Origin of the sequence: Sphingomonas arvum (assembly GCF_026013565.1) — a bacterium.
Taxonomy (GTDB): domain Bacteria; phylum Pseudomonadota; class Alphaproteobacteria; order Sphingomonadales; family Sphingomonadaceae; genus Sphingomicrobium; species Sphingomicrobium arvum.
Genome location: NZ_JAPDOB010000001.1, coordinates 1079617 through 1080077, shown reverse-complemented (window position 1 = coordinate 1080077; position 461 = coordinate 1079617). Strand labels below are relative to the sequence as shown.

The 461-nt window shown below is 63.3% G+C and carries 1 protein-coding gene; it reads right to left on the bottom strand.

What is annotated here, in order from left to right; all coding sequences use genetic code 11:
- Positions 1–459, bottom strand: a 459-nt coding sequence (locus tag OMW55_RS05330) for a calcium-binding protein (RefSeq protein ID WP_264881384.1), incomplete at its 3' end; no start/stop codon positions are given.
- Positions 460–461: the final 2 nt, after the last annotated feature.

The following is a 461-nucleotide window of genomic DNA, read 5'->3' as shown; positions in this document are numbered from 1 at the left end:
GTCGCCATACCCATCGCCATTCATGTCGGCAACGTGCCGCGGATAAACGTCCTGGCTGCTCCAACCACCTGCGCCAACGGCGAAGTTGCTCACCAGAACGGCGCCGGGCTTGTCGAACTGGAAGGAGTACAAACCGTCGCTGAACTGTACCTGCTCGACGCCACTTAGGATGTCCGTACCTTCTGCTCCCGTCCGAATACCTAGCGTACCATCAGTGTCATAAGCGACAGTGACCTGTGAGCGCGCAACGGAGAATATCGCTGTGTCGATCCCTGCTCCGCCGTCGAGCCTGTCGTTGCCTTCCCCGCCGCGCAGCGTGTCGTTGCCGCCGCCACCGGTGAGCCGGTCGTTGCCGGCGCCGCCCTCGAGGACGTCGTCGCCGCCGGGGCCGTCGACCGTGTTGTTCTCGATGAATACCTGGGCGCCGTTTTCGAAGATCCAGGTGCCGTCGCCGGCCAAGA